The sequence below is a fragment of the Cytobacillus mangrovibacter genome, from assembly GCF_042865275.1.
GTDB classification, from domain to species: Bacteria; Bacillota; Bacilli; order Bacillales; family Cytobacillaceae; genus Cytobacillus; species Cytobacillus mangrovibacter.
Window position 1 is genome coordinate 24772 of record NZ_JBIACJ010000022.1, and the last position, 21877, is coordinate 46648.

A 21877-nucleotide genomic window follows, 5' to 3' on the forward strand; every position below is an offset into this window, starting at 1 on the left:
AATACTATATAATTAATAAAATATACTCTCCCATTCTAGGATAGGTGACAATAACGGAACCCTGGTCCGCCCAGAAATCTAACGGACAACCATTCCGCTATTTAGATAATATCTACTATTTTTGCAACGCAAGCGGACAACAGTTCCGTTAATTGATCATAATCATACAAAATTTATTCTCTCAAACCCTAATAACGGAACCAGAGTCCGCAAATTCTAAGAAATAAACCCTTTTTATGAAATAGCGGAACAACAGTCCGCAAAATTCTTCAACCAGAATCATTTCATTACATCCGCAGATTCAAAAAGCAGCGATTATTTTAATGGAATCCAAATCTCGGAATAAAGATCTGCACTTGAAGGATCTTCATCAGAATAAACTTCCAATTCAGGCGTCCCAGCTGGTTCATATTGATTGGAAGGGAACCACTCTGAGAAAATTTGCTTCCATGCTTTTTGCATTGCATCTGGCATTGGTCCATGAACCTCAAATACGCCCCATTTCGATGCAGGGATTTCAAGAGTTAAAAAACTATCCGGTGCTTCTCCTTTATATTCTGCAGCCACCCAATAATCAATAGATTGTTCAGAGTGTGTTAACCTTTTATCCACGCAAACCCCTAGAATACCTTTAATCTCTCCATTATTTAACCGAGCTATTTTGTCTACCGTCCCATCCCCATTCACTTCATCCCACATTTTAGGAATTCCCTTTAAATTCTCCTCGTTCTTAAGGGAAAACTCTTTTTTAATCCCTGCTACCTTAAAACTGTCTCTTTCTACAATTTTATACCTCATCGGTTCCGCTCCTTTCAGATTCACCTGTATGACCAGGCGGTTATAACAATTCAGCTTTCCAATATTCTTTCTTGCCTCACTAGGTGTTATTCCATGCTGCCTGCGAAATGCCTTACTAAAAGCCTCGGGAGTATCATAGCCGTACTTAAAAGCTAGATCGATGATTTTGTGATCCGTATCAGATAGTTCTTGTGCGGCTAAAGACAATCGTCTTCGTCGAAGATATTCACCAACAGAGACATCAGTTAAAATAGTGAAAGTCCGTTGAAAGTGGAATTCAGAAGTATTTGCCTGCTTCGCAATACCTTCTATTGTAATGTCCTCCAATATGAACTCTTCCATATAGTCAATAGCCTTTTGCAACGATTCAACCCAGCCCATACGTTCACTCCCTATAGAAATAATAACAACCGTACTGTATTGCTTCCTGTCAATTTATGCTTTGTTAGGACAGTTTTAATCGAAAAACTCCATGTGCTTTTTCTCTTGCTGATAATAGGCCAGTCTATCCTGTAATGTACCTGTATGGAATTCAAATTTATGACCATCTGGATCGGTAAAATAAATCGATTTTTTATCTTTTATATCTCTTTCACGACCGGTAAGAATATGTACATGTAATCGTTTTAATCTTTCATACACCCTCTCAAATTCATCTTCCTCTATTGAAAAAGCGATATGAGTATAGGAATAGCTAATTTCATTACGCGGAATGTCTTTTTCTTCATTCAGTGCAAGCCACATTCCATTCAGATCAAAATAGGCTGTACTTCTTCCCTTTACCAATAGCTTTGCATCAAAAATACTTTGATAAAATTTGATTGAATGCTCCAAATTGGAAACGGAAAATAGTAAATGGTTCAATCCTTTTACATTCACACTGTCACCTCATAACCGGAAAGCTGAAAATGAATTGCTCTCCCATCCGCCCCATCTTCCTGCGGCCAGTGTCTTTGTAACCAACCTTTTCATACAGCTTTTGGGCAGCAATATTTCTTTTATTTACTGCTAGTACAATCTCATTACATTCCGGAAAAGTCTCAATTACAAAATCCTTTATTTGCGCCATTCCCTTTTTCGCAAACCCTTTTCCTTGTTGCGAATAATTAATTGATAATGCCGTAAGTAACATGGCATTCGAGTTATCAGAGTACTCTTCTACCCGTTCACTTGAATGGAGTACAAAAAATCCAACTGGTTCATTATTGCTTAAAATAACAATCGGATGCCTTTCATGTGTCATTTCTAGCGAATGAATAGGCAATGCAGTAAATTGTTCCTGATCTTCAGGCAACTCAAATCTACTTAATGATTCAAGGTACTCAGATTTATAAAGCTGCAAGTCAACTTCTTTTAAAGAGCTCATAAAAACTCCTCCTATGTCTATGTATACTCTCTATACTACCATAGGAATGTATGTTCGGTAAAGAGAAGTTGATATAAATATTTATAACATTCAAATAAATGTTGATATAATAGGTTTACAAACAAAATAATAGGAGAGATTACATGACAAAAATGCTTACAGGAAACAAAGTAACGATTCGTCCTATTTTGGATGATGATCTAAAGCAAATATGGGATTATATTTATGGAACAAAGAATCCAGAATGGAAAAAGTGGGATGCCCCCTATTTCCCTCTAGATTTTAAAGAATTTGAAGTTTTTAAAAAGGATTTTGTTAAGCATCCTGACAATGATGATCCAGTATCAAGAATGGTGATAGAGGCCAGTGGAAAATTGATTGGAACAATTGGCTACTATTGGGAGCATCGTGAATCAAATTGGCTGGAGGTAGGAATTGTTATTTATGATCCACAGTATTGGAATGGCGGCTACGGAACGGATGCCCTAACCCTCTGGGTTCAGCACCTCTTTGCTTCACTTCCACTTGTAAGGGTTGGGCTTACGACATGGTCAGGCAACAAAAGAATGATGAGCGCAGCTGAAAAAATCGGGATGAAGCTTGAAGCCCGCCTGAGAAAATGCCGTTTGTATGATGGAGAATACTATGATTCTATTCGAATGGGGATTTTGAGAGAGGAATGGGAAGAGTAACACAATTGATTGAATAGATTGTTTTTGCATATAGAAAAGAGATAATTACCTTTTCCAATGAACACTGCAGACATCAAACTAAATTCCTGCATTAGATAAGGCTTTTTCTCTTTTCTACTTTTAAGGTCGCCAATTTACTCTATTGGCGACCTTAACTTCTCTTTTCCTACTTTTACAGGAGGCAATCTACTCTATTGGCTACCGCATCTTCTCTTTTCCTACCTTTACGGGAGGCAATCCACCCTATTGTCTACCGCATCTTCTCTTTTTCTACTTTTACGGGAGGCAATCTACTCTATTGGCTACCGCAACTCCCTTCTCTACCTTTCGCCGGTCGCCAACAGTTTTTATAAAAAAAAAGACTCGCCTTACTAACGAGGAGTCTAACGACAATGAGCCATGCACCCTTCCAGAACAAGCTCTTTCCTTCCTTCATGAAGCTTAACTATAGTAAGACTTGTTCCATGCATAAAAGGCGGATCCCAGAGCTGATCAATCGGCGCATTCCGGCAGAGGAGATAGAGTGTTTTAAGCACAACTCCATGTGTAACCACCAGCACATTGCCTGATGGAGTTGTGTTTACTAGTTCTTCTAAAAAGCTAGCAACCCGTTCCATCACGTCTATAAATCGCTCGCCTTCAGGATTTTCATACAAAGTTGGATGGTTCCAATAAAGATCATACTGAGAAGGAAATAGTGCCTTAATTTCATCTTCGGTTTTTCCTTGCCAATCACCCAAAGCAATTTCCATTAACCGCTCATCCGTTTCGAACGAAATGGGCCTTTTCCCACGAACAAGCTGTGCTGTATCCATCGTTCGCTGACTAGGCGATGAAATAATCCGATCGAAGACCGTATCCTTCAGCCTTTCGCCCAATAACAGCGCAGCATTCCTGCCCTTCTCCGTCAAATCCGAATCGAGACGCCCTTGCATTCTTTTTTCTGTATTCCATTCTGTTTCGCCATGCCTAATGATATATAAATGTAGCATACTAACCTCTTAACTCGTAAAAGTGTCGACCCGCTAGAGACATCACTTTATCTTTTTTCCCATCAGGATAAACTGCAATAAAACAAGTAGATGGACCAGACGATTTAAGAAGGTCCAAGCTCGTATGAATTTCAGAAGCACTAAACACTTTATTCAAAAATAAACCATTCAATTCGGATAAGATTCCCTTTGACCCGACAGGTATTGTAACAACATCTGTCAGTGAACAAATTTGCTTAAACAACGACAATGGCGCAGCTTCCTCTTCTCTTTCAACTAATTCATTCCCTACTAATGGAACACCGATTACAGCTATCTTCGTTTGATCTGAGTACTTAGGCTCACTCATTTTCCCCCTAGTTTTCCCGAGAACTGTAATCCCCATCGCTGACTGCTTCAATGAAAAATTACTTTCTGTACTCCCAGTAATAGAAACCGCATCCAGTCCGAGTTCAGCCAGTCCATTCTCAATCCCATCTATCAACGCCTGCCAGGCCTCTTCCCCGCAAAAATTCTGCAATGTAACTGCAAACGGCTCCGCTCCCGCTGCCATACATTCCATTACTGCCACTCGAAAAGAGTAATAAGAAACCATTTCATATGGCACCCTTACAACATCTTCAGCTTTCAATCCGATTGCCCCGCTATTATCACTCGCAATGACAATGGATTCCTCCCTATTAAAAGGGATATGAAGGACATCCCTCATCGGCTCGCCTTCTTCTTAGAAATCATTAATTCTACAACTGATGATAGACGCGGAATAATAACTAAAGCAATGATCGTATTTATAACTGAACCAACAAAAAGCGATGGAACAATCGACAAATAAAAGGCTTTCCCCATCAAAAATAAAAATGGCAGTGGTGCAGCGAATGTATTCCCCAGCACAAAAAGAAGCCCCGCTTGCCACTTTTTCCCGTTTCGATAGAGAAGAGCAAAGACAACAGCTAAAAACGCCATTTCAATGGCTACTACAAAATGAAGCGGACCGAGCGGCATGCCGCCTAGAAGTGCAGACAGCAAATGCCCCATTCCCCCGACAATTGCCCCGGCTTGGCTTCCTAATAAAGCAGCCGCAAGCAAAGCTGGGAACGCATCTAATGCCACACTTCCGATGTTAGACGGAATTTTTATCGCAGCTCCAATGGCTGTCAGCGCAACGAGCAGGCTGATAAAAGCCATTTTCTTTGATTTCATTTATTTATCCTCCTTACGCTTCTCCTCACGAAAAACCTTAGCACTGCGGATATACTCAACATCTTTTTGATTCATACGGAAGTTAATCACTCGCGCTAGAGCAAAGAAGTAATCAGATAAGCGATTAATATACTTTAACGATGTTTCAGAAACTTCAGGATCAGCCTTTACTAGGGAAACAATCAATCTTTCCGCTCTTCTAGTCACTGTTCGGGCAATATGAATAGAAGCAGATGCTGGAGTCCCACCTGGAAGAATAAATCTTTCAATCTTTGGAGCCTCTTCAGTAAAAAGATCAATTCTCTTCTCTAAATACTCCACTGCTTCCGTCGTTAACTTCAGTTGACGATTTTTTGTTACATTCGCTAAATCGCCGCCACAATCAAAAAGCTCATGCTGGATTTTCTCCAAATCCTCAAGAACATCTTGAAAAGTTGCTGGATCTAATTGTGTCATCGCTTGCCCAACAAAACAGTTTGCTTCATCAACTGTCCCGTATGCTTCAACACGAATATCATCCTTATCCACTCTTCCCCCAATAATACTTGTTTTTCCTTTATCTCCAGTTCGTGTATAAATTTTCATTTGTCTTATCCCCTTTTATTTTATTTTTTGGCTGATTCCATACCAGATTAAGTCAACCTTCTCTGCCATGCCTGCCACATCCTGATAGGTCCAGCCAGTTATATCCCGCCACTTACGTTCTTCGGCACGCATCGGCACAATTCCTTTTGATAGATCCGTTCCAATTAAAATTAATTTTCTATGCCCTGCTTCTTTCTCCCACTTTAGCCAACTACACAACAATCTGCGCCACTTTTCCCTTATCTCATGACTATCTAATTGACTGCTCCACTCTTGAACCCATTTTTCAAGCCCTTCAAGAATCATGACGTCCATCCAGTTATCTGTATGCTCGGGAACAGAATCCCCCTTATAGGCAGAAATCCATAAATATGGAGTTTCATTTAGTTCGTAGTATTCTTTAACCCATCTGGATTTGCCATTAAAGGCACCTCCCGTAACAAAGTGCATCGCTCACCCCTCCTCCATCCATCCCAATGCCAAACCAGCTCATAGCCTTTGTCATGTGGAGTCTTCCAATCCCAGAAGTCTTTCACATGAGAGGCATATCTTGTTAATAGATAACGAATAACCCCTCCATGGGACAAAACTGCTGCACTCCGGATATTTACTTCTGCCATTCTTGCTACGACCTTTTCCCATCCGCTATCCACTCTCCGTGAAAACTCCGAAAAGGACTCCCCCATTGGCGGTTTAACTGCAAAGGGAGCAGCTAGCCAACTCTGATAGAGTGTATCCCCCTTCAATTGATCAAAGGTTTTCCCTTCCCATTCACCAAAATGCATCTCACGCAGCTCACTTAATTGTTCTGGTTCATCATTTTGGAAAAGGATTTTGGCCGTTTCAAGGCATCTGCCTAAATCACTTGAAAAGATACGTTTATAGCTCTCTGACGTAACGACATTCTTTTTTTCATGAGAACAAAGCGGTGAATCCGTCCAGCCGAGATAGGCATGACGCTTATTAGCCTCTGTCAGCCCATGGCGAAATAATGCAATAACCACAGTGTCATCCATAGCAAGAGCTCCATCCCTTCAACACTCGCACCAAGTACATCCCCTGTCATGCCGCCAAACCAGCTGATGATTTTTCTCGGCAAAATAAATAGGGCACATACAGAAACGATAATAAAAACAATCACCCCTGCTAGCATTTGATTCCACCATATGCCAGCTGCAGCAAGAAGTAAGATCACATAAACGGGATAAATAATAAGCGTTCGCTCATTCGATGCGTTTTTAAATAATGTACCTAGCCCTTCTTTTCTAGCCGCCTTTACCCTTAACAGCAGAACACCCATAATCATTTTGCTAAAAAAAGGAATAACCGCAATAAAAAGAAGAGTAGTTGAATGAACCATTTGAGTGATTTCATATATAAAGAAAAACTTCGTACCTAGCAATACAATGACTGAGAGAACACCAAAAGCACCTGCTCGCGGATCCTTCATAATTTCAAGCCTTTTTTCCTGATCCTGATAAGAGAAAAAGGCATCACTTGCATCCATCCAGCCGTCAAGATGAATCCCGCCCGTTAAAATAATTCCTGCCAGCCATAGCACGAAAGCAGCCGTTAAGGCAGAGAATGGAGTCCAATGAAGGAACGCATAAAAGAGAAACGCGTATATTCCACCTTGCAGCAAGCCTAAGAGCGGAAAGGTCTTAATTGCCTTTTCAAGATGTACTTTATCCATTGGCAAAGCCATTGGCACTGGGATTGCAGTGAAAAACTGCAGATTAATTAATAAACCTTTAAGCCATTTCATGATGTGCTCCCCAGTTAAACGTAATCTCCTTCAGCTTTCCCCAATCAAGATGTGCAAGCAGATGTGCAGCCAATTCATCATATTTCTGATCTTTCAAACGGCTAATATGGACAGTTTCCTGTAAGGGAAGTCCTCTTGTTTGCCGTAATCCGTTCAACCACTCGCTTCTCCACTCATCATTATGAAAAAGATGATGCAAATACGTACCGATAATTTTGCCGCCCTCTCCAAAATAGCCTTCCTCATCGCCGTTATTTAAAAGAAGAAAACTACTTTCTCTCCCTTCATCCAGAGCCGTTTCACCTAAGTGAATTTCATAGCCGCTAACAGGCTTTTGACTGCCGGTTCTTGGATGCAAGCTACCTTCAACCCGAACTGTAACCTTTTCTCGCAAAAACGTAGTTGTTCCTGGGATGAGACCGAGACCTATTTCTTCTGTATGACAAATACCAGTATCAAAGCCTTCTCGATCAATTAATAACTGGCCAAGCATTTGGTACCCGCCACATATCCCGACAATATGACCGCCTTTATCAGCAAATGTGTGCAGCCATTCAGCCAATCCAGCCTTTTTAAAGAACTGCAGATCTTTAATCGTACTTTTTGTACCAGGCAAGATCACGGCATCTGGCTCTCCCATTTCTGATAGATGGCTAACCCACCGAACGGAGACATCCTGTTCATAGTAAAAAGGCTCAATATCGCTATAATTCGATATGTAGGGCGGTTTAATGACAACAAGATCAAGAAGATTCTCTCCCCTTTTTCTTGAAGAGGCAGGCATGGATAATGAATCCTCTCCGTCAATCATATGGTTATCGATATAAGGAAGGACGCCAAGCACCGGAATTCCCGTTCTCTCCTCAATCCACTTAATCCCATCCTCAAACAGAGAAAGATCCCCTCGAAATTTATTAATGATTAGCCCCTTTACTCGTGACTTTTCCTCAGGGGTCATTAGCTCCAATGTGCCAACAATACTAGCAAACACGCCGCCTCTGTCAATATCCGCTACTAGAATAACAGGAATATCCGCCATTTGGGCGACCTTCATATTCACAAGCTCTTTATCTTTCAAATTAATCTCTACCGGACTCCCGGCACCTTCCATGACAACAACATCAAATTCCTGACTTAATTGATCGAGGGCCGATTGAATCGCATCCAGCCCCTTTTCATAAAACGAATCCCGGTACCCTTTTCCAGACAGTGTCTCAGTCGCTTTGCCGAATAAAACAACCTCTGCATGCTGATCAGACCTTGGCTTTAGCAAAATCGGATTCATCCAAACAGTTGCTGCTGTTTTTGCCGCTTCTGCTTGAATGCCTTGTGCTCGGCCAATTTCCTTTCCATCTACAGTGACATAGGAGTTGTTGGACATATTTTGTGACTTGAACGGCGCAACCCGAATTCCTTCATTGGCAAAAGCCCGGCAAATGGCGGTCGCAACCAAGCTTTTCCCTACATCGGATGCCGTCCCTTGTATCATGATTCCTAACATATAACATCCACTTCTTTCATTAATATAGGAATCCCAGCTTCAACGAGATAAGCTTGCTTTGCATTTGCTACTGCATGCTGATGAAGCTGCCCCAGCATTCTGCTGTATGTAAATACAAGCTCATTCTCCCCAATTGATTCATAAAGGACTTCATTACTTACTACAATTAAGGCTTGGCAGCACCTAGTTATTTGTTCTATTCCCTTCATAATTGAGCACATAACCTGCTCCTGAAAGCTAGCCATCTTCCACTGTCCATCCACAGCGAAAAATTCATTGTTTAATAGTGTCGTTAAACAATCTAGCAAAACAATATCCTGCCTGCCAAAAGCCTCAGAAAGCGCCATGATATCTGTAGGCTGTTCCCATGTTTTCCAACGAAGGCCACTCGTCAAGCGATCCTTTTGATGACGGACAATTCTTTCCTTCATTTCAGTATCACTTGCTTGACCAGCAGCTATATAATGAAGATTTCCTGACGTCTGCCTTGCCATATCTGCAGCAAGCTTTTCCGCAAAACTGCTTTTCCCGCTGCGAACGCCCCCACTTATAAAGATGAGAGACGACTGATCTTTCGCCATTCCGTCATCGCCTCCATCAATTGATCATTGTCCTCTGGCCCCTTAATTGCAAAGCGCAGCCATCCGCCTTCAAGTCCCCTGAAGTTCATCGTATGTCTAGGGATGATGCCCCTTTCGATTAAAAATTGAAACAATGGCAGCTGATCTTTTAAAGATGGGTCCTTTAATAAATAAAAGTTAATCTGGGATGGAGAAACTTGAAAATTCCACTCTTTATAGAAAATAAATAACCTTTCTCTTTCTGATTGAATAAGTTTCCTTGTTTCATCTATATATGTTTTGCTTTCGAGACACCATTCACCAGCCTTTAATGCAAGGGCATTAATACTCCAATGCGGCTGGAGTGCTGACATCTGTTCAATAATTGACGGATGAGCCATTATATAGCCAAGCCGCAAGCCTGGAATGGCAAACATTTTTGTCATTGATCGAATAATAACCAATTGGGAGCATTTCTCTATGTATGGAACGATTGATTCATATTCGATAAGAAAATCATAAAAAGCCTCGTCTATGATAATAAGGCAATCATTTTCCTTACACGCTTGCAGGAGATGGAAGACTAAAGATTGATCGTAAAAAACACCTGTTGGATTGCTCGGATTGCAGAAAAATAGGGCATCTGCCTTTTGAAGCTTGGTTAAAAAGCCATCATCCTCCCATTCCCAGCTATCAGGCTCTAGTTGATGATAATCGATTGTACAACCGTTGATCCAGCACGCTTCTTCATATTCTGAAAAGGCTGGCTGGACTATCAAGACCTTTTTTCCAGCAAGCATTCTGCCTAGCAGGGAAATGAGCTCTGCCCCGCCGTTTCCAATAAGGATTTGATCTTTAGAGATCCCCTCCCTTTTAGCAAGCTTTTGCTTTAATCGTTCGCCTTTCGGGTCTGGATAATCTGAGATTACTTCCATAAGCTGATGCCAATTCTTTTTTAATAATGGCGGAGGACCTAACGGGTTGATATTCGCACTGAAATCAACCTTATTGTCTGGCATCGTGACTTCCATCGCCTCATATAAATATTGCGGATTTGATCCATGTGCTGGCCATTTCAATGAGCATTCCTCCTAACCATAGCAATAATAGAAAAATAGGTATCGTGCGAGTCACAATTTTATTGGTTTTAAGGATATGACCTTTTTCTAAACGAACGAGCGGGTCACCCATCGTCGCCCGGTTAGAAATGATGCCTTTATAGTAATTAATTCCACCAAGCTGCACACCGAGGATGGCTGCTACAGCTGCTTCTCCCCAGCCGCTGTTCGGACTTGGATGCTTCTTCGCGTCACGCCAAACAACTCTCCATGCCTGAGACATATGTATATATTCAGGTCGATTCCCTGCCAGCATACAGAGGGATGTCAATCTGCTGGGAATCCAATTCACGATATCATCGAGACGGGCAGAGGCCCAGCCAAAGTCTTCATATCTCTCATTACGATAACCAACAATTGAATCACAAGTATTAATCACTCGATACATCATGGCAAAAGGAGCTCCGCCAATCAGCGCCCAGAATAATGGAGCAGTAATCCCATCGCTTGTATTCTCAGCGACTGTTTCAACCGTTCCTCTGACCATTTCCGGTTCATCCAGCTGATCTGTATCTCTTCCAACGATATAAGATAGCTTTCTTCTAGCCTCTTCCATGTCCCCCTTCTCTAATGGAACATAAACAGTAATCCCTGCTTCCTTTAAGCTTTTCTGTGCAATTGCTGTCGAGATCAAAATCCCCTCTGCCAAAATCCCAGCCACTGGATGAATCAGGTAAAATAGAACAACAATTAGTACAGAAATTCCTCCGACTACAGCTAATACGGCTAGAAGCATACCTATTCCCTTAATTTTCTTAGAACTTCCTTTATTCCAGCTTTTTTCAAGCTTGTAAATCAATGAACCCATCCATCGAACAGGATGCGGCCAATTCTCAGGGTCTCCAATCATTTGATCTAGTACATAGGCAAGTGTGATGGCAATAAGATGATGAATGATCATTTCTTTATCCTTTTTCTAGACTTTTGGATCGATTCCCTCGTACATTCATAAACCCCTTTGCCGATTACTTTTCCGAGTGGAGTAATCGTTCCGGCATAATCAAGCTTTTGTCCTTTTTGAGTAGCTGCTATTAGAATGCTATCAGTGGAAGTACCTGTTGCAATCGTTCCCGTGACCGCATCCTTAACTTCAAGGTCGTACATAGCCTTTGTCTTAGCTTCAGTAGCAGTCATAATACTCTGAATGAAGGACTCTTCATTTAATTCTCCACTAATAAACACCCATGTGTTAATTGTCCCAGGCGTCATCTGAAAGGAATGCTCCTCACTTCTAGAAGCATCAATCGCATTTCCTACACCAGCTGTTACAACAATAAAGACAGAGAAATCCTCCTCTTTATAAAGTTGAAAGCTTACATCCTCAAGCACAACCGCTGTCATCATTCCGACCGTTTCACCTGGTTCAAAGCCGTGATCTTTTAAATAGTCCACCATTTCCTTGCGATGGTCGCTGCAATCATAATCCTTATTTACATGCCGATTGACAAAAATCTGATGCCAGCCTGTTCCAGGACCAACAACGCCTGAGGACATTGTACGAAGTGGAATCGGGCATTGGAGGGCAATATACTCATCAGTAAATGTTAAAAGGGATTCATCAATCATAGGACTCCCTGTTTCTTCATCAAATGCCTCTGGGAGGAGAACCATCTGTGGCGCCGGCACTTTTGGATGTGGCTGCTTTTGTATTTTCGTATGATAGACCTTCTTAATTCTTTCCTCGCGCAGGACTTCATTCGGAATATGATTGATGTTGATCTTGCCATTTTCCAAAAGAAGCAGCCGATCACAATACAGCCCTGCTAAATTCAAATCATGAAAAATGGAGATAACGGTCAGCCCTCTTCCCCTTGTCCAGCTTTTCAATAAATCGAGCAGCTCTTTCTGAAAAGATAGATCCAGATGGTTTGTCGGCTCATCAAGCAGCAAGATTTCCGGTTCCTGTGCAAGTGCCTGTGCAAGAAAAACCCGCTGCCTTTCTCCACCAGACAATTCATGAATATAATGATTTTTAAAGTGAGCGACCCCTGTTTGTTCCATTGCCTGCATGACTATGCTGTCATCTTCATCAGACCATGTTTGAAACCAGCCTTTCTGATGGGCATACCGACCAAGCGAAACGGTCTCCTTAACTGTATAAGAAAATGATTGTGAAGAGTGCTGAGATAGAACTGCGATGATTGTCGCCAATTCCTTCGGTGTATACATCTTCAGGGATTTTCCTTTTAAGAAAACATCTCCACTTGAAAAAGGAAGAATCCCACTAAGCATTTTTAATAAGGTTGTTTTCCCACTGCCATTCGGCCCTAAGATTCCGAACAATTCACCCTTTTCTAATTCAAAGGAGACATTCTTTACAATGGCATCCCCGGAATATCCGCCTGTTAATCCCTGTACACTTAGCATCATCTATCCTCTTCTTTCCTTTCTTCTATTCATTAAAATAATCCCGAATACCGGTGCACCAATTAAGGCTGTGATCACACCAATCGGCAATTCTGAAGGAGAAATAAGCGTACGGGCTACTAGGTCAGCCAAAATGAGAAAGCCTCCTCCTGTTAGTATGGAAAGCGGCAATAAATGCTTATGATCCGGTCCCCATAGAAGTCTTGTTAAATGTGGGATAACGAGCCCGACAAAGCCAATTGTTCCTGATACAGCAACCGCCGCCCCCGTCAAAATTGAACCAGCAATTAGAATGATCTTCTTTCTCTTTTGGACATTCACACCGATATGCTGTGCTCTTTCTTCACCAAAAGACATCGCATTTAATTCTCTCGTGTTTATAAGAAGAAGAAAGGAGCCAATGATAAAGAATGGAAGAATAATTTTAATATATGCCCAGCCCCTCATTGAAACACTGCCGAGAAGCCAGCCAATAATTAGTCTTAGCTCCTCTCCTGTAAGCGCAATCATCATCGATATAATTGATCCTAAAAAGGAACTAAAGATGATCCCTGTTAGTATGATCGTTTCCACTTTCATCGATCGATCGATTTGACGGGCAAATAGCATAACGACAAAGATCGTAATAAAAGCAAATAAGATACTAAGCAATGGTAAGGTTAACAGCCCAACAAAAGGAATCGAAATACCAAAAAACATCGTTAATACCGCACCAACTGATGCACCAGAAGAGACACCTAGTGTATAGGGATCTGCGAGCGGATTCCTTAATAAACCTTGAAAGGCGGCTCCTGCAATTGCGAGAGACGCCCCAACTAACCCTGCTAAAATAACCCTTGGCAGCCGAATATTTAAGACAATATTCGTATACATGGGATCAATCTGTTCATTTGGTGACAGGCGGAAAATTTCTGCGCCAATTATTTTCAGAATATCTATAACAGAAACGGAAACCGTTCCAATTGATATCCCGAGCAGCATCGCAACCAATAGAAAGATAGCTGCAATTAAATAGGCGATCCCTTTATTATTTAAATATTTCAGGGTAAATAGCTTTTGCAAGTTCCTCTACTCCTTCAACAAGCCTTGGGCCTGTACGGGTAACCATATCAGAGTCTACATCGACCACTTGCTTATTTTTCACAGCAGTGATGTCTTGCCATCCATCTCTGCCCAGAACATTTCCAATAGGATCTTCTGTATAAAACCCATGAGTCGTAATAATAACATCTGGATTCCGCTCAATAACTGCTTCTGAGTCCAGTTGCACCCATCCTTCTTCAGTCACAATGTTATCAGCATGAATGATGTGGAGCATTTCGTTCATAAAAGTGTCAGATCCAACTGAAAAGATTTCTGGTGCTGGTGATACTTCAACAAAAACCTTTTTACGTTCTTCTGTTGTAATATCTGCTGCTTTGGCTATAATTGCTTCAAGCTTTTCTTTCATGTTCGCTGCTAGCTTCTCAGCCTCCTCTTTCTTTCCTGTTGCCGTACCAATCGTAATAATTGTTTCAAATACTTGATCAAAGTTTTCCGCATCATTTACGATGAACACAGCAATTCCTGCATCTCTTAACTGCTGCAGCCCTACTTCCACAGCATCAGCAGTTGATTCATGTGCAAGAACAAGATTCGGGCTTAATGAAATCACTTTCTCAACATTAAATTCCTGTCCGCCGACTTTTTCCTTGTCAGCTGCTTCTGCAGGATAATTATCAAAATCATTTACACCGACAATTTGCTCACCTAATCCCAATTCGAATGCAATCTCCGTGTTACTTGGAATAAGAGAAACAATTTTCTCCGGTTTTGCATCGATGATAACCTCATTATCGAGAGCGTCCTTTATTGTAACGGGAAAGGCAGACTCTTCCTTGACTTGTTGCGTTTCTTTATCTTTGGTATTCGCATTTTCATTTGGCTCTTCCGTATTTCCACCACAGCCTGCCAATACACCGACAGCTAGAAGCATTGCGAATAATAATGAATATAATTTTTTCATCTTATCTTTCCTCCCTAAATTAAAAAAACATCCCCACAGTTGAAATGGAGATGTTTGAATAGTCATACGCTCGAAAAAAAAATATGAATCCAGTCAAACACCTCCTATCCTCGTAGGTTTATGGTGCGTAAAGATTGGCAGGTTTCCTGGCTTATGGTCATTGCCTTCCTGCGCCTTCCCATACATGCTTGTACAGTGGCAAATGCAGTTAGCTCCCATTTACAGTGGCGGGACCGCGTTGGAATTACACCAACTTCCCTTTTTAAGTCTTCAAAAAAATACTTTTTGTCAGACACCTAATCTTTATATGTATGAAATTTTCCGCTAATTCCGATTATACACGATTATGTTCAAAATGGAGTATTCATATTTAATATTTTCCGGATTGACGTATAAATGTAGATTTTGTCCAATACTACCTGAGGACGTATGTAATCCTTAGTGAATTTAGTTGATCATTCAGCTGATAGCAAGGGGATTAAATAAAAAAAGAGCCGATAATTTATCATTTACCGGCCGTAAACTTTCCATTCTCGTGACTTTTTATCAATAACAAGCTTCGCATCACATGGTTCTTTGATAATATTCAAGTATTCCTCATACATATCATCCATATTCGAAAAGTCCCCAATCGTCCAAATTGGGATTTCAATATTTGTACGGCTTTGTTCAATATCTTTAATTGAGAGAATAACGCCTTCCCTCAGCAATGGTTTTAACTGACGAAGAATATCACTTGAAATGGATGGATATGTCCTCTTCTTCTTCATCCCAAGCAATGACTTTTCAACTTTTGTCTGACTCAATTTCCCTGGAATGACCTCTCCCATCATCCGGTAAAAATCACTGAAATCACGATAGTATGTCTTATTAAACCAACCATCATCATGTGCCAAATAGACATACCTGTTGCTTAGATGATTATAAAAAGGCAGCTTTAGGTGCTCTTTCAAATGGCCTAAGTAAAGCAGCTCCGCGATTGCCTGGCTTGGCAATTCATTTAAAGCCTCTTCCTCTTCAAAATCAATCCAGCAGAAATCACCATATCCATACACATCATCATCCATAAGCTTCTTCAGCTTGTCATTTGATACAAACTCATGCAATGTATGCCTATTAAAATCACCATCCTCAAAATGATGCTTCAACAATAGAAGATGATTTAATGATTGGAATAAGGCTTGAGCAAACTCTTCAAATTCAATTCCGTATGTGATCGTATAGTGCTCACGTTCATTTATATAAATATAAATAATATCACGAATAACTTGGTTCCTTTTTTTCAATGGTGAAACCTCCGAACATTAGATAACTGGTTTGGTTCTTTTATTTCAATCATATCAAAGTATTGCTAGCTTTTCCTGTTTATTTCATTTACATTAACCATAACACATTTCGTTCAGCCACAAAATTTTTTATCATTATCGTGGCATTATAATATAGATATAGAGTCCGATGGAAGGAGTGTGAGAAGTTTGATTCAAAGCATGACCGAAAATCAGATTACTCTTCACATCATAAAAACATTAAAAGAAAATAAAAAAACTGACTTTGAACTAATTCTTGATGAATTGCAGCCCTACGATATCGCTCATATTTACGAAAACCTGCCAGAAAAGCATAAAACCCGCTTTCTGCTCTTTATGAATACTGATCGGCTCGCAGACTTGCTGGAAGAGCTGAACAAAGAAATACAGCTTGATGTGTTAAATAAACTTGGGATTGAAAAAACAGGTAAAGTCCTTGATTTAATGGACAATGATGATTTAGCTGTTCTCTTAGATGATCTATCACCTGAGAAAATTACTTCCCTCCTCTCCGGAATGAAGAAAAGCGAATCTGCTATTGTACAAGATATCATGAATTATCCGCCTGAAACGGCAGGAAGAATCATGACAAACCGTTTCGTATGGATAAGGGATTACTTTACAGTGAGCGACGCCGTTGGAAAGTTGAAGTCTTTTGCCGAATTTGCAGAAACAATCAATTATTTGTATGTCATTGACCAGGATCGAAAGCTTGTAGGGGTTGTTTCTTATCGGGACCTCTTGATAGCTGAACCGGGTGAAGAGATCAGAAATGTCATGTATGAACGTGTTATTGCCGTAACTGTAACCACAGACCAAGAAGAGGTTGCAAGACTTGTTGAGAAATATGACTTTCTCGCTATCCCTGTTGTTAATGAAGAGAATGTTTTAATGGGAATTGCTACCGTTGATGATATTATTGATGTTGTCATTCAAGAAGCGAACGAAGATATTGAGAAGCTTTCAGCTACAGGAAAATCCATTGACTTTGAAACGAAGGCTTTTGTTGCAGCTTACCGAAGACTTCCATGGCTCATTTTACTCTTATTCATCGGCATTTTATCTGGGAGTATAATTAGCGGCTATTCAAGAACGCTAGAAAAAGTTGTTGCACTTGCCTTCTTTATGCCAATGATCTCAGGGATGACTGGAAATACAGGTACACAGTCGCTTGCCGTCGTTGTCAGGGGACTGGTCTCCAATGATATTGATAAAAAAGTGATCATGCGACTAGTAATGAGGGAATTTGGAGTAAGTTTAATAATTGGATTTGTTTGCGGAATTCTCATTTCTCTTATTGCCTTCTTTTGGCAAGGAAATGCCGTTTTAGGTGCAGTTGTCGGCCTTTCCCTTTTTCTGACCCTGATCATCGGGACTCTTGCTGGAACGATTATTCCACTCATATTATACCGCCTGAATATTGATCCTGCAGTTGCCTCAGGACCACTTATTACGACATTGAATGATATTTTCTCCCTTGTCACCTATTTTGGCATTGCCACTATTTTTATTAACCACTTAATGTAACGCACGCACGGATGTATGATCCGTGCTTTTTTAGAAACCATTCACCCGCTTTATACGTCTTATAAGGTGTAAATATTTGCAATTAAAAGGATGATGAAAATACATTGAAAGGGTAATTTTTCTTTGTTACGATGAAAACACAAAGGAATTGAACAGAAATAGGTGCATGGTCAATGAATAAACCCAAAAAAGTTGCAGAACGATTTGATTGGACATTATGTCTGCTTTTATTTTTATTTTTTCTTATTAGTTGTATTGCCATATATAGTGGCCAAGCCTCTGGACAATACGAAGGAAACTTCGTATTAGGTCAAATAAAAAACTATGCTGTCGGGATTTTTATTATTATTGTTGTGATTTATTTTGATAGTGAGCAAATAAAAAGGCTTTCTTGGATTTTATACGGTTTGGGTGTCCTTTTATTAATTGGATTATTTGTTCTGCCAGAAAGCATCGTTCCAATTAAAAAGGGAGCCGCCCTTTGGTATGTCATTCCTAAACTCGGACAAATTCAGCCTTCTGAATTTGTTAAAGTTTTTCTTATTATCGCTCTTAGCAAAATAATTGTGGATCATCATGAAAAACTTGTCCAAAAAACAACTTCATCCGATTTATTTTTATTACTGAAACTCGGGATCGTAACCTCCGTTCCACTAGGTCTTATCATTGTCGATGATTTAGGTACAGCTATGGTTATTATTGCTATTCTAACTGGAATGATTTTTGCTTCAGGGATCTCGTGGAAAATTATTGTCCCTATTTATGGACTTGGAGGCGTACTGGCTGGAGCGCTAATTTCCTTAGTTATCTGGTCCCCAGAGATTTTGGAAAAGTATTTAGGCGTAGAACAATACAAATTCTTACGGATTTATTCTTGGCTAGATCCGGTTGGTCATAAACAGGATGCAGGCATGCAATTATACAATTCATTACTAGCTGTGGGGTCAGGGCTTATTACTGGGAAAGGATTTGGTGATAGGCAAGTATATATCCCCGATAGCCATACCGACTTTATTTTCAGCGTAATTGGTGAAGAATATGGTTTTATCGGTGCCAGCATTGTGATTAGTTTGTACTTCCTGCTTATTTATCATTTAACAAGAACAGCTCTTGATACGAAGGATCCCTTTAGCACATATATTTGTGTTGGGATCATAAGCATGGTCACCTTCCACGTTTTCCAAAATATCGGGATGACCATACAAGTATTGCCGATAACTGGGATACCACTTCCCTTTATCAGCTATGGAGGCAGCTCCCTGATGGGAAATATGATGGCAATGGGTCTAGTATTTGGGATTAAATATCATCAGAAAAACTATATGTTTTCTTCCGAAGCTAACTATGTTGCAAAAAAGTCTAGCTAAGAAAGAGCCTGTCCCAAAAGGGAAAGGGGCATTCGATAGTCTAAAATAGACTACCGGATGCCCCCTTTTAATGATTAACTTTTTGCTGCTTTTTTTACCCTGATTTTCATTATTGACCTTATAAAAAAGACCCCGATAAAAATAGCTAGGAGACTGAGCCCTACATAATTTAAACCAACTAGTTTCAATGCTACACTTGTTAATGTTGCGATATACAATCCACCAAGCAGCAGGCTGATCTCCTTGTTTTCATAAAAGTTTATTAACCTTGCCCCAAATTGTGAGCCAATTAATCCCCCAAACACTAATAATAAGCCAATTCGGAAATCGATTGTAACTGTAGAAATATAAGAAAGAAAGCCAACAGAAACAATTAGTAATACAGCAAACAGGCTTGTACCAACAGCTTTCCTAGGCATAATCCCTAAAAAGGCAATGGAAAGGGGCACAATGATGAAACCGCCGCCTACCCCAAGTGTCGTGGATATCAATCCTGCAGACAGGCCAATAAGAATCATCTTAAAAATTGATGGCGAGTTTTCTGAAGCCTGTTCATTTGCGTGCATTCTTTTTCCTTGCTTAAGCATTGTTACAGCAAAATAGGAAAGCAGAAGAATATAGAAGATCGGAATCGCTAACTCATCCCACCCATTCTTCTCTAGAAAAAGCACAAATGGCCGGGCAATTTGTGTAGCTGCCATCCCACTTAATCCAAGAACAAGCCCTTCCTTCCAAAGGATATTTTTCATCCGAATATGCGCTATGATTCCAGACAATGATGTACCTATTGTAAATAACAAGCTTGTCGTAATCGCTTCAAGCGGTGAAAAGCCGATTAACATTAGAATAGGTGTGAGAATGAACCCCCCACCAACACCAAAGAAGCCTGATAAGACACTTATACATCCACCCAATAAGAAAAATAAAATCAATTCCATAAGGACTCCTAACCTGGTACATTTTCTTTCTATTGTAAGATATTTTTCTCTACTCTGCTTTTATTATTAAATTATTTATAATATCTATTTTATATTAAATACTTAATTATAATAATTATAATTAAGTATTGATTTTAATATTATATTTGTTATAATAGAGATAGAAAGATAATATGAGGAGGAATTAGGAATGGAAAAATTATATTCAGCATTAAATGTACAAGTTGCTAACTGGAGCGTCCTTTATACAAAATTGCATCGATATCACTGGTTTGTAAAAGGTCCATTATTCTTTACACTTCATGAAAAATTCGAGGAATTATATAATGAATCTGCAGGTGTCGTAGATGAAGTAGCAGAACGACTATTAGCTATTGGCGGTGAGCCAGTTGCAACAATGAAAGAATATCTAAGTATCGCAACTATTGAAGAAACAAAAGGTGAAACAAATGCGAATGAAATGGTCGCAAGCCTGATCACTGACTACAAGCACCTAAAAGCAGAATTAAAAGAACTAGCTGAGCTTGCGGAACAAAATGAAAATGACGTCATCAATGACCTTGCAGTTGGACTATTGGTGAAACTAGATACGCATATTTGGATGTTAAATGCCTACTTAGGAGAATAATAGAAATTAAGGAAAAAGTCAGTGAATTTTGTCACTGACTTTTTCTTATGATAAGGTAATAAAGAAATAGTTTCCCAGAAATCAACTTCTACCACAAATCATTAGCAATAATTTTTGCAAAAAAATCCATTAATTCATATGAAAGGAGAAATAACCATGCATTTTAAACAGATAGTTACTTCCGAGGACGAACTTCGCTCATTACTAGGCACACCTGGAAAAACAGCAGCGAATAAAACCATTCATCATTTAGACGTTCACTGTAAAGAATTTATTTCAAAGTCTCCTATCGTATTCATTTCCACATCAGACACAACCGGACAATGCGACACTTCACCACGCGGAGATGAACCTGGCTTCATACATATCATCGATGATCATCACTTTGTCATTCCTGAAAGACCTGGGAATAAACGAATGGACTCACTAAGAAATATCGTAGCTAATCCGCATATTGGCCTTCTTTTCGTCATTCCAGGACTAGAAGAAACCTTGAGAATTAACGGAACGGCACAGATTATCAAAGATGCTGATATCCTAGAAAAAATGACCTCTCATGGAAAAACGCCCTTACTTGGTATCGCTATAAAAGCCGAAGAATGCTACATCCATTGTGCAAAAGCATTTAAGCGTTCCAAACTATGGCAGCCTGATTCTTGGCTTCAACAATCTGCCCTGCCCTATCCGCCAAAAATTCTAGCTGACCACATCAATATGCCAGATATCAACAGCGAAACCATAAAAGCAGCATTAGAAGAAAGCTATTCAAAGCGGTTATATTAAAAAGTAAGACTCTTTTCTTGAAGATTGCTGTTTTTGTATAGGTTGTGAAAAGTTATACTGTTGACAAAAAAGGTTGTTGATTGGAGCGGAAGGTGCGAGACTCCAGCGGGAAGTGTGGGACAGCTGAGACCCCGTAGGAGCGGATGCTCCGAGGAGGCTCAGCGCCCACCCCGCGGAAAGCGAGTACCTGAAGAGGAAATCAACTTTTACGAATTCACTTTGAAAGCATCAATGTTTGCGAAAACAGCCAAAATTGAGTAGGAGGGGGTGATTAACCTCCGACCTCTCACACCACCGTACATACGGTTCCGTATACGGCGGTTCAATTAAGATAATTGACGCAAGATTTTATAACGGTCTTGTAGACTTTTAAGCCCT

24 protein-coding genes and 1 riboswitch are annotated in these 21877 nt (G+C 40.1%); of the genes, 5 read left to right on the top strand and 19 right to left on the bottom strand.

All coding sequences use genetic code 11. The features are described from left to right. Positions 1-315: 315 nt before the first annotated feature. From ACFYKT_RS21560 to ACFYKT_RS21570, 3 genes are all read right to left on the bottom strand, one after another. Positions 316-1179, bottom strand: coding sequence for an AraC family transcriptional regulator (locus tag ACFYKT_RS21560; protein ID WP_389223995.1), 864 nt, complete (start codon positions 1177-1179; stop codon positions 316-318). 75 nt (positions 1180-1254) lie between these two features. Next, entirely contained in the window at positions 1255-1677 is a 423-nt protein-coding gene (gene fosM / locus ACFYKT_RS21565; protein ID WP_389223997.1) for a FosM family fosfomycin resistance protein, read from the bottom strand. Positions 1678-1681: 4 nt separating this feature from the next. After that, positions 1682-2164 carry a GNAT family N-acetyltransferase gene (locus ACFYKT_RS21570; protein WP_389224000.1) on the bottom strand — a complete coding sequence of 161 codons (483 nt, stop codon included), beginning with the start codon at positions 2162-2164 and terminating at the stop codon, positions 1682-1684. 143 nt (positions 2165-2307) lie between these two features. Here ACFYKT_RS21570 and ACFYKT_RS21575 point away from each other — a divergent pair, with 143 nt between their 5' ends. Further along, the gene (locus ACFYKT_RS21575; RefSeq protein WP_389224003.1) at positions 2308-2856 is read left to right on the top strand and encodes a GNAT family N-acetyltransferase; all 549 of its coding nucleotides are present in this window, start codon (positions 2308-2310) and stop codon (positions 2854-2856) included. Positions 2857-3239: 383 nt separating this feature from the next. Here ACFYKT_RS21575 and ACFYKT_RS21580 read toward each other — a convergent pair whose 3' ends face one another. The 15 genes from ACFYKT_RS21580 to ACFYKT_RS21650 form a co-directional block, all read right to left on the bottom strand. Next, positions 3240-3848 carry a histidine phosphatase family protein gene (locus ACFYKT_RS21580; RefSeq protein WP_389224006.1) on the bottom strand — a complete coding sequence of 203 codons (609 nt, stop codon included), beginning with the start codon at positions 3846-3848 and terminating at the stop codon, positions 3240-3242. A 1-nt stretch (position 3849) separates the two neighbouring features. Then, positions 3850-4557 carry an ATP-binding protein gene (locus tag ACFYKT_RS21585; protein ID WP_389224009.1) on the bottom strand — a complete coding sequence of 236 codons (708 nt, stop codon included), beginning with the start codon at positions 4555-4557 and terminating at the stop codon, positions 3850-3852. Further along, positions 4554-5048: an ECF transporter S component gene (locus tag ACFYKT_RS21590; RefSeq protein ID WP_389224012.1), complete on the bottom strand. Its 495-nt coding sequence runs from the start codon at positions 5046-5048 to the stop codon at positions 4554-4556. Before ACFYKT_RS21590 ends, ACFYKT_RS21585 begins: the two co-directional genes overlap by 4 nt. Next, complete coding sequence (locus ACFYKT_RS21595; RefSeq protein WP_389224015.1) at positions 5049-5633, bottom strand: cob(I)yrinic acid a,c-diamide adenosyltransferase; 585 nt, start codon at positions 5631-5633, stop codon at positions 5049-5051. Between the two features lie 15 nt (positions 5634-5648). Continuing rightward, positions 5649-6083 carry a bifunctional adenosylcobinamide kinase/adenosylcobinamide-phosphate guanylyltransferase gene (locus ACFYKT_RS21600; RefSeq protein WP_389224018.1) on the bottom strand — a complete coding sequence of 145 codons (435 nt, stop codon included), beginning with the start codon at positions 6081-6083 and terminating at the stop codon, positions 5649-5651. Continuing rightward, a complete protein-coding gene (locus ACFYKT_RS21605; protein WP_389224021.1) occupies positions 6017-6649 on the bottom strand; it encodes a histidine phosphatase family protein in 633 nt (210 codons plus the stop codon). The genes ACFYKT_RS21600 and ACFYKT_RS21605 overlap by 67 nt, the downstream gene beginning before the upstream one ends. Then, entirely contained in the window at positions 6607-7398 is a 792-nt protein-coding gene (cobS, locus tag ACFYKT_RS21610; protein WP_389224024.1) for an adenosylcobinamide-GDP ribazoletransferase, read from the bottom strand. The genes ACFYKT_RS21605 and cobS overlap by 43 nt, the downstream gene beginning before the upstream one ends. Further along, positions 7385-8899, bottom strand: coding sequence for a cobyric acid synthase (locus tag ACFYKT_RS21615; protein ID WP_389224027.1), 1515 nt, complete (start codon positions 8897-8899; stop codon positions 7385-7387). The genes cobS and ACFYKT_RS21615 overlap by 14 nt, the downstream gene beginning before the upstream one ends. Continuing rightward, positions 8893-9480: a bifunctional adenosylcobinamide kinase/adenosylcobinamide-phosphate guanylyltransferase gene (locus ACFYKT_RS21620; protein WP_389224031.1), complete on the bottom strand. Its 588-nt coding sequence runs from the start codon at positions 9478-9480 to the stop codon at positions 8893-8895. The genes ACFYKT_RS21615 and ACFYKT_RS21620 overlap by 7 nt, the downstream gene beginning before the upstream one ends. Beyond that, positions 9447-10538, bottom strand: coding sequence for a threonine-phosphate decarboxylase CobD (gene cobD / locus ACFYKT_RS21625; protein ID WP_389224034.1), 1092 nt, complete (start codon positions 10536-10538; stop codon positions 9447-9449). Before cobD ends, ACFYKT_RS21620 begins: the two co-directional genes overlap by 34 nt. Beyond that, entirely contained in the window at positions 10495-11478 is a 984-nt protein-coding gene (gene cbiB / locus ACFYKT_RS21630) for an adenosylcobinamide-phosphate synthase CbiB (RefSeq protein ID WP_389224037.1), read from the bottom strand. The genes cobD and cbiB overlap by 44 nt, the downstream gene beginning before the upstream one ends. Next, positions 11475-12944, bottom strand: coding sequence for an adenosylcobinamide amidohydrolase (locus ACFYKT_RS21635; RefSeq protein ID WP_389224040.1), 1470 nt, complete (start codon positions 12942-12944; stop codon positions 11475-11477). The genes cbiB and ACFYKT_RS21635 overlap by 4 nt, the downstream gene beginning before the upstream one ends. Positions 12945-12947: 3 nt before the next feature. Next, positions 12948-13925, bottom strand: a complete 978-nt coding sequence (locus tag ACFYKT_RS21640) for a FecCD family ABC transporter permease (protein WP_389224067.1) — start codon at positions 13923-13925, stop codon at positions 12948-12950. A gap of 46 nt (positions 13926-13971) precedes the next feature. Beyond that, positions 13972-14949, bottom strand: coding sequence for an ABC transporter substrate-binding protein (locus ACFYKT_RS21645; RefSeq protein ID WP_389224043.1), 978 nt, complete (start codon positions 14947-14949; stop codon positions 13972-13974). A 119-nt stretch (positions 14950-15068) separates the two neighbouring features. After that, positions 15069-15265, bottom strand: a riboswitch (cobalamin riboswitch). A 193-nt stretch (positions 15266-15458) separates the two neighbouring features. Beyond that, the gene (locus ACFYKT_RS21650) at positions 15459-16235 is read right to left on the bottom strand and encodes a hypothetical protein (RefSeq protein WP_389224046.1); all 777 of its coding nucleotides are present in this window, start codon (positions 16233-16235) and stop codon (positions 15459-15461) included. Between the two features lie 189 nt (positions 16236-16424). Between ACFYKT_RS21650 and mgtE the strand changes: the two genes are divergently transcribed. After that, on the top strand, positions 16425-17783 hold the full coding sequence (mgtE, locus tag ACFYKT_RS21655) for a magnesium transporter (protein ID WP_389224049.1): 1359 nt from the start codon (positions 16425-16427) through the stop codon (positions 17781-17783). A gap of 173 nt (positions 17784-17956) precedes the next feature. Next, on the top strand, positions 17957-19150 hold the full coding sequence (locus tag ACFYKT_RS21660) for an FtsW/RodA/SpoVE family cell cycle protein (RefSeq protein WP_389224052.1): 1194 nt from the start codon (positions 17957-17959) through the stop codon (positions 19148-19150). Between the two features lie 74 nt (positions 19151-19224). Here the strand turns inward: ACFYKT_RS21660 and ACFYKT_RS21665 are convergent, their stop codons facing one another. Next, positions 19225-20088 carry a sulfite exporter TauE/SafE family protein gene (locus tag ACFYKT_RS21665; protein ID WP_389224055.1) on the bottom strand — a complete coding sequence of 288 codons (864 nt, stop codon included), beginning with the start codon at positions 20086-20088 and terminating at the stop codon, positions 19225-19227. Between the two features lie 190 nt (positions 20089-20278). Between ACFYKT_RS21665 and ACFYKT_RS21670 the strand changes: the two genes are divergently transcribed. Continuing rightward, positions 20279-20716: a Dps family protein gene (locus tag ACFYKT_RS21670; RefSeq protein ID WP_389224058.1), complete on the top strand. Its 438-nt coding sequence runs from the start codon at positions 20279-20281 to the stop codon at positions 20714-20716. A 156-nt stretch (positions 20717-20872) separates the two neighbouring features. Next, complete coding sequence (locus tag ACFYKT_RS21675) at positions 20873-21499, top strand: pyridoxamine 5'-phosphate oxidase family protein (RefSeq protein ID WP_389224061.1); 627 nt, start codon at positions 20873-20875, stop codon at positions 21497-21499. Positions 21500-21877: the final 378 nt, after the last annotated feature.

Coding starts and splice junctions, on each gene's coding strand:
- ACFYKT_RS21675 (WP_389224061.1), top strand. CDS start 20,873: ATGCATTTTAAACAGATAGTTACTTCCGAGGACGAACTTCGCTCATTA.
- cobS (WP_389224024.1), bottom strand. CDS start 7,398: ATGAAATGGCTTAAAGGTTTATTAATTAATCTGCAGTTTTTCACTGCA.
- ACFYKT_RS21615 (WP_389224027.1), bottom strand. CDS start 8,899: ATGTTAGGAATCATGATACAAGGGACGGCATCCGATGTAGGGAAAAGC.
- ACFYKT_RS21570 (WP_389224000.1), bottom strand. CDS start 2,164: ATGAGCTCTTTAAAAGAAGTTGACTTGCAGCTTTATAAATCTGAGTAC.
- ACFYKT_RS21660 (WP_389224052.1), top strand. CDS start 17,957: ATGAATAAACCCAAAAAAGTTGCAGAACGATTTGATTGGACATTATGT.
- ACFYKT_RS21575 (WP_389224003.1), top strand. CDS start 2,308: ATGACAAAAATGCTTACAGGAAACAAAGTAACGATTCGTCCTATTTTG.
- ACFYKT_RS21635 (WP_389224040.1), bottom strand. CDS start 12,944: ATGCTAAGTGTACAGGGATTAACAGGCGGATATTCCGGGGATGCCATT.
- ACFYKT_RS21605 (WP_389224021.1), bottom strand. CDS start 6,649: ATGGATGACACTGTGGTTATTGCATTATTTCGCCATGGGCTGACAGAG.
- ACFYKT_RS21645 (WP_389224043.1), bottom strand. CDS start 14,949: ATGAAAAAATTATATTCATTATTATTCGCAATGCTTCTAGCTGTCGGT.
- ACFYKT_RS21600 (WP_389224018.1), bottom strand. CDS start 6,083: ATGCACTTTGTTACGGGAGGTGCCTTTAATGGCAAATCCAGATGGGTT.
- ACFYKT_RS21585 (WP_389224009.1), bottom strand. CDS start 4,557: ATGAGGGATGTCCTTCATATCCCTTTTAATAGGGAGGAATCCATTGTC.
- ACFYKT_RS21620 (WP_389224031.1), bottom strand. CDS start 9,480: ATGGCGAAAGATCAGTCGTCTCTCATCTTTATAAGTGGGGGCGTTCGC.
- ACFYKT_RS21590 (WP_389224012.1), bottom strand. CDS start 5,048: ATGAAATCAAAGAAAATGGCTTTTATCAGCCTGCTCGTTGCGCTGACA.
- ACFYKT_RS21560 (WP_389223995.1), bottom strand. CDS start 1,179: ATGGGCTGGGTTGAATCGTTGCAAAAGGCTATTGACTATATGGAAGAG.
- cbiB (WP_389224037.1), bottom strand. CDS start 11,478: ATGATCATTCATCATCTTATTGCCATCACACTTGCCTATGTACTAGAT.
- ACFYKT_RS21580 (WP_389224006.1), bottom strand. CDS start 3,848: ATGCTACATTTATATATCATTAGGCATGGCGAAACAGAATGGAATACA.
- ACFYKT_RS21665 (WP_389224055.1), bottom strand. CDS start 20,088: ATGGAATTGATTTTATTTTTCTTATTGGGTGGATGTATAAGTGTCTTA.
- ACFYKT_RS21595 (WP_389224015.1), bottom strand. CDS start 5,633: ATGAAAATTTATACACGAACTGGAGATAAAGGAAAAACAAGTATTATT.
- ACFYKT_RS21640 (WP_389224067.1), bottom strand. CDS start 13,925: ATGCTGCTCGGGATATCAATTGGAACGGTTTCCGTTTCTGTTATAGAT.
- ACFYKT_RS21670 (WP_389224058.1), top strand. CDS start 20,279: ATGGAAAAATTATATTCAGCATTAAATGTACAAGTTGCTAACTGGAGC.